We start from the raw sequence: 5,231 nt of genomic DNA, 5'->3' as shown, positions 1-5,231 counted from the left end.
AAAATAAAAACTCCCCACTTTATGCAGAGTTTAAATTTATTTTAGTCCAAAGTTTCAATATAAGCTTTGATAAGTTTTATTATCTCATCTTTGTCCTTTAGTGTGTTTAATTTATTTCTAACTTCCTTGGAGTCCTTCATGCCCTTAAAATAATTTGCGTAAACCTTTCGCATTTCAAGGATGCCAAGTTTTTCTCCCCTGTAAGATATTTTTCTCTCAAGTTCATCTATCATTAAAAGAAGTTTTTCTCTGTCACTTGGCTTATAGTAGTCTCCAGTTTTTATGAGCTCTTCAATTTGATTAAAGATGTAGGGGTTTCCCACAGCTCCTCTGCCTATTGCTATGCCGTCAACCTTGGAATAATTTATTTTTTCTAGGGCATCTTCGGGGCTAGCTATGTCACCATTTCCAATTACGGGAATTTTTACATTTTCTTTAACTTCTTTTATAAAATCCCAATCTGCCTTTCCTGTGTAGTATTCTTCTCTGGTCCTTCCGTGGACTGTGACAAAACTTGCCCCTGCTGCCTCAATGTTTTTTATTGCCTTCATAGAAGATATTCCACCAATTCCCTTTCTCACCTTAACAGATACGGGTTTTTTTGAATTTTCTACAACAGCTTTTACTATGTCATAGACAAGTGAAGGGTCGCTTAAAAGATAGGAGCCTGAATTATTTTTTACAATTTTTGGTGCAGGGCAGCCCATATTTATATCGATATAAGAAAAATTATAGCCATTTAAAATGCTGGCAGCTTCCCCCATAATTTTGGGGTCAGATCCAAAAATTTGCACAGAAACTTTTTTCTCCTTGGGAGAAATTTCTAAAAGTTCTAGGGTCTTTTTGTTTTCATAGACGAGAGCCATGGCTGAAACCATTTCCGTCACAGTTAAGTCTGCTCCCTTTTCTGTTGCAACTTCTCTAAAGGCTATGTCAGTGTAGCCTGCCATTGGTGCTAAAATTTTTAACACAAAATCACTCTCAATCTATTTTGCTATTTTTTTCAAATATAATTTTTAGCCCTTCAAGAGTTAAAAATTTGTTGATTATAAAATTATATTTTGAATCACTTGTTAACATAGTAGAGAAACCACCAGTAGAAATAATATTAGTATCTTCTTCCTTCCAACTTAGTTCCTTTAAAAGTTTATCTACAATTCCATCAATCATTGCAGTGTAACCGTAATAGAGACCGGATTGCATTGCTCCAACTGTGTTAGATTGAATAACTTTTTCCGGTGCAATAATTTCAATTTTTGGAAGTTTTGAAGTCATCATAAAAAGCGCTTCAGCAGAAATGCCAATGCCTGGCATAATCAAACCGCCAAGATAATTTTTTTCCTCGTCAACTATACAAAAAGTCATTGCCGTTCCTATGTCAACTATAATGGATTTTTTGCCATAAATTTCTAGTGCGCCAACAGCATTTACAATTCTATCGGCACCGACTTCTTTGGGATTGTCGTACTTAATATTAAGTCCCAAGTCTAAGTCTGCACTTACAATCATTGGGTTCTTATTAAAATATTTTCTAACCATAGAAGGAAGTGTGTGCATAAGGTTTGGCACAACGGATGAAATTATAACATTTTCAATATCTTGTGGATCAATATTGGCATGAGTTAGTGTGTTTATAAAAATAAGACCGTACTCATCTGATGTTCTAGTCTTCACAGTGGAAGTCCTAAAATCATTTACTAGCTCATCCCCCTTATAAACGCCCCAAGTTATGGAAGTATTTCCTACATCTATTACTAATAACATTTTTACACCTCATTTAACAAATTGTTTTCATTATATATTTAATAATCTTCACTTTCAACTTATTATTTACCCAATATTTATAATTAATCAATTTATTTTAAAGGCGAAAAAATTTTGCGTTAACCTTATTGACAAAAGAGTAAACATTGTGTACTATATCTTTCGGAGGTTAATGATGAAAATTAAAACAAAAGACATAACAAAAATTGCACTTTTAGTTGCACTTATAGCTGTGGGAGCTTTTATCTCCATACCAATTGGACCTGTTCCCTTTTCTTTACAAAACTTTTTTGTATTTATGACAGGACTTTTACTTACACCTTTTTATGCAGGACTTACAGTTTTCATATATGTCCTACTTGGCTTAATAGGTCTGCCAATTTTTGCAGGCTTCACTGGAGGCTTTCAATCCTTTTTAAAACCAAGCTTTGGATTTTTAATTGCCTTTATAATAGGTGCAATTTTTATTTCTAAATTTGCTCATGGAGAAAAAAACTTTGGCAAAATTATGATCGTTCTAGTTTTAGCAGAAGTTATTTTCTACGCAATAGGTCTTCCATATATGTACATCATTTTAAATAATGTAATGGGCACTTCCATGGGCGTGGCAAAAATCTTTTCCATTGGCATGATTCCTTTTATCATACCTGATATGGCAAAGGCAGTAGTTGCAGCTCTTATTGCGCCAAGAATTTTAAAAGCTATGAATAACTAGGCTTTTAAAGACTAAATAGTTTATAATTAATAGAATAATTTATGTTAAAGTCTCGCCACTGTGCGGGATTTTTTCATATCTACTTATAGTTATATGATAAAAATTCTGTTATAATATCAAGATAGGAGGTTGTTATGAAAGATTCCAAAAACAATAAAGCTCGTGGAATAATAAAATTTTCAAGCCTAATAAAAATACTCATACTAATAGTTGTTGCTGCAATAATCATTTTAGGTTCAATGGTCACTGCTATTGTACTTGGTATTTTTAAAAAAGCTCCCCTAATAGAACCCACAGAATACAGAGCTCAGCTCTCTGAAACTTCTAGGATCTATACCAATGATGGAAAACTTATTGAGACTTTAGTCTCTGATGAGTTTAGTGAATTTGTTCCCTACGAGGATATACCAAAAAATTTATTAAATGCCATTGTGGCAATAGAAGACGAAAGATTTTTTGAACACAGTGGAGTTGACTATAGAAGAGTGGCAGGTGCTCTTGTCCATGACATAAAGACAAGGTCCTTTGACCAAGGTGCATCAACTATTACTATGCAGCTTGCCAAGAACTTGTACACATCTTTTTCAAAGAGCGTGGTTAGAAAAATCACAGACATCTACTATTCCTACCAAATAGAAGAAAAACTGTCAAAAGAGCAGATACTTGAGGCATACTTAAACTCTGCAGGCTTCTCTAAGGGTACAGTGGGCGTGCAAGCCGCTGCAAAAACTTTTTTCAACAAGGATGTATCTGAACTTGACCTTGCTGAGTGTGCACTCTTAGCAGGTGTTACAAACTTGCCAGAAAAGTACACTCCCTACAACACTCAAGAGATAAATGAAGATGATGACCTTGGCAATATTGAAATAGTTCTACTGCCAAAAAATGAAGGTTCAGAACCAAACTCTGACAAAATTATTGAAATTTCAAAAAATTTAAATGAACTTGGACAAATAGATAACTTTGAACTTATACAAATAGAAAATAATTTAGTAGTGCCAGTAAAGGCTGTCTTCAACGAAACTTCTCAAGAGAGACAAAAATTAGTTTTAAAGAAAATGGCTGAGCAAGGTCTTATTACTAATGAAGAATATGAAAATGCCTTAAATGAAAAAATTAACATCGACATAGGCTCTCGTAAAGAAAGTGGAATTTCATCTTTCTACACAGATGTTGTGCAAAAAAATACTATTAAGATTTTGATGAACTCTGGCTACACAAAGGAAGAAGCCACAAATAAATTATTTAATGGCGGACTAAAAATTTACACACCAATGGACATTGACATGCAAAGGACTCTGGAACAAGTTGTATCAAATCCTAAATATTATTATGGCACTTTCAAAGAAAAAAATGGAATAATACAACCACAAGTTGCCTCTGTTATCATCGACCAAAAAACTCACGAAGTTAAGGCCCTTGTCGGCGGTAGAAATGTAAGTGGTGGCAGACTTTTAAATAGGGCTTTAGTACCAAGGCAACCTGGATCTTCTATTAAGCCAATTTCAGTTTATTTAACTGCCTTTAACAATGGAGCCACTGCTGGTGATGTCTACCTTGACGCAAAGATGCCAGAAAAATTATTTGGTCACTCACCTAAAAATGCTGGCAGCTATTACCAAGGTTGGACTACAATAAGAAATCTTCTTCGTCAATCATCAAATGTTGGCGCTTATCAAGTTGCCAGAGATATTTCTGCTGACAAAGAAGCAAAGGCAAATAAAAATTCAACTTATTCAAAGGTCTACAATGACGAAGAGTCAATTAATAAGATGATTGATACCTTAAAATCCATTGGTGTCAGCACAATTGTAGAGAAAAAGGACAATCCAACTTGGAATGACATGGACTATGCTCCTCTTACTCTTGGCGGCATGAGCTATGGCATTAGTCCTTTCGAAATGGCTGGAGCCTTCACAACTCTTGCCAACGAGGGAAAATATGCTAACCCTTATGTAATTACAAAGATTGAAACTAACACTGGAGATGTCATCTATCAAGTTGACCCTAAGGAAAAAGAGATAACTTCTCCTCAAAACGCTTATATCTTGACAGATATGTTAAAAGATGTCGTTAAAAGGGGAACTGGTCGCAACGCTTCCTTCCCAGGACAAGACATAGCCGGTAAAACTGGTACAACTACTGACAAGAAGGATGTTTGGTTTGTAGGTTACACTCCTTACTACACTTGCTCAGTTTGGATAGGCAACGACAAGCATCAAAAGCTTGCCTTTGGTTCAACTCAATCTGCCTACCTTTGGAAGCAAATTATGAAGGCTGTTCACGAAGACTTGGACAAAAAAGAATTTGAAGAACCAGATGGAATCTTCACTAAATATGTAAATGGAAGACGTGAACTTTTCGCCGATGGTACTAAGCCACACTATTCAAATAAATTGAACTGGTATAAGGAATCAGAGGATGAAGAAAAGAAGAAGGACGAAAACAAAAATAATAACAACAATGACAATGACAATAAGAAGAAGTCCTCTGGAGAAAATAGTGGCAAGAAAAAATCTCATTCAAAGGCATCCATTTTAAATGAAGATACAAATGAAAATTAAGCTTAAGAAACTGGAGTAAAGCTCCAGTTTTTTATTGCCCTTTATTAATTTATTTAGGATTTCCTAGGTGACTTACATAAAAAACTGCTAAAGAAAAATCTCCAGCAGTTTTAATAAAATTTATAAATTGTCTTAGCTTAAGAATTTTTTATCCAAAGAAAAAAGCCCCTAGGGGCTTTTAATAAGGC

The 5,231-nt window shown here is 34.6% G+C and carries 4 protein-coding genes; 2 read left to right on the top strand and 2 right to left on the bottom strand.

What is annotated here, in order from left to right:
- Nucleotides 1-41: 41 nt before the first annotated feature.
- Both dusB and HGPG_RS00380 read right to left on the bottom strand, forming a co-directional pair.
- A complete protein-coding gene (dusB, locus tag HGPG_RS00385; RefSeq protein WP_019124098.1) occupies nt 42-971 on the bottom strand; it encodes a tRNA dihydrouridine synthase DusB in 930 nt (309 codons plus the stop codon).
- 10 nt (nt 972-981) lie between these two features.
- Nucleotides 982-1,764 carry a type III pantothenate kinase gene (locus tag HGPG_RS00380; protein ID WP_019124097.1) on the bottom strand — a complete coding sequence of 261 codons (783 nt, stop codon included), beginning with the start codon at nt 1,762-1,764 and terminating at the stop codon, nt 982-984.
- 175 nt (nt 1,765-1,939) lie between these two features.
- Between HGPG_RS00380 and HGPG_RS00375 the strand changes: the two genes are divergently transcribed.
- Nucleotides 1,940-2,479, top strand: coding sequence for a biotin transporter BioY (locus tag HGPG_RS00375; RefSeq protein ID WP_019124096.1), 540 nt, complete (start codon nt 1,940-1,942; stop codon nt 2,477-2,479).
- A 134-nt stretch (nt 2,480-2,613) separates the two neighbouring features.
- Nucleotides 2,614-5,043 (top strand): transglycosylase domain-containing protein, encoded by a 2,430-nt coding sequence (locus HGPG_RS00370; RefSeq protein ID WP_019124095.1) that lies wholly within the window; start codon nt 2,614-2,616, stop codon nt 5,041-5,043.
- Nucleotides 5,044-5,231 lie beyond the last annotated feature (188 nt).

The sequence above is a fragment of the Peptoniphilus grossensis ph5 genome (genome assembly GCF_000311825.1).
Classification (GTDB): domain Bacteria; phylum Bacillota; class Clostridia; order Tissierellales; family Peptoniphilaceae; genus Peptoniphilus_A; species Peptoniphilus_A hominis.
This window is presented reverse-complemented; position numbering and strand designations above follow the sequence as displayed.